This is a genomic window from Kitasatospora nipponensis (assembly GCF_039528135.1).
GTDB lineage: Bacteria > Actinomycetota > Actinomycetes > Streptomycetales > Streptomycetaceae > Kitasatospora > Kitasatospora nipponensis.
The window spans coordinates 1-858 of sequence record NZ_BAAALF010000589.1; the positions used below are offsets into that span (position 1 = coordinate 1).

Annotated in this window: 1 protein-coding gene and 1 pseudogene; both read left to right on the forward strand. The window is 70.7% G+C overall.

What is annotated here, in order from left to right:
• Positions 1-116 precede the first annotated feature (116 nt).
• Complete coding sequence (locus ABD323_RS42075; protein ID WP_344447344.1) at positions 117-578, forward strand: DUF2000 domain-containing protein; 462 nt, start codon at positions 117-119, stop codon at positions 576-578.
• A 36-nt stretch (positions 579-614) separates the two neighbouring features.
• Positions 615-858, forward strand: a pseudogene (locus tag ABD323_RS42080) (2,3-diaminopropionate biosynthesis protein SbnB); the annotation flags it as partial.

Consider the following 858-nt stretch of genomic DNA (forward strand, 5'->3'; position numbering starts at 1 on the left):
CCTGCTCCAGGGCCGGCCCGGCTACCGGCTCAACCCCGCCGTCCTGGCCGAGGCCGAGTTCTACCTCGCGCCCTGACCGCACCCGTCCCAAGTCACGTACCCACGAAGGAGTTTCCGTGTCCGACCTGTTCACCGAGCCGTGCGCCGTCGACGCCGACTGGAAGTTCGTGGTGGTCCTCAAGGCGAAGCTGCCCACCGGGGTGGCGCCGAACGCCGTCGCGCACAGCACGCTCGGTCTGGCGGCCGCCGCCGCGGCGAACGGTCCGGAGCTGGCCGGGAAGATGTCGTTCCTCGACTTCCGGGACGCCGACGGCGGTTCGCACGGGCCGGTCTCGGGCCTGTCGCTGATCGTGCTGGAGGGCCGGGCCGCTGGGCTGCGCCGGTTCCGCGGCGAGGCGTTGGCGGCCGGGCTGCTGGTGAACGACTTCACCTCGGCGATGACCGGGGACACCTTCGCCGAACAGCTGGTCAAGATGGCCGGCAGCACCGAGGAGGAGCTCGAGTACTACGCGGTGGCGGCCTTCGGCCGACGCGACGAACTCGACCCCCTCACCAAGAAGTTCTCCCTGTGGAAGTAGCCCGGGGAGACCGAGGATCACAGGAGATGAGATTCCGTGAGCACCACCCCACCCCACCTGGCCGTGGTACCCGCCCGACTGGTCGACGAGGTCCTCCGTAGCGCGCACGCCGAGGCCAAGCGCCTGGTCGAGGAGGTCTACGTCCAGAGCGCCCAGGGCCGGCTGGTCAACCCCGACAGTTCCTTCCTGCGCCCCGACCCCGAGGCGCGCGAGCGGGTGATCGCCCCCCCGGCGTACGTGCCGGAGCCGGTGCCCGCGATGGGCATCAAGTGGATCTCCA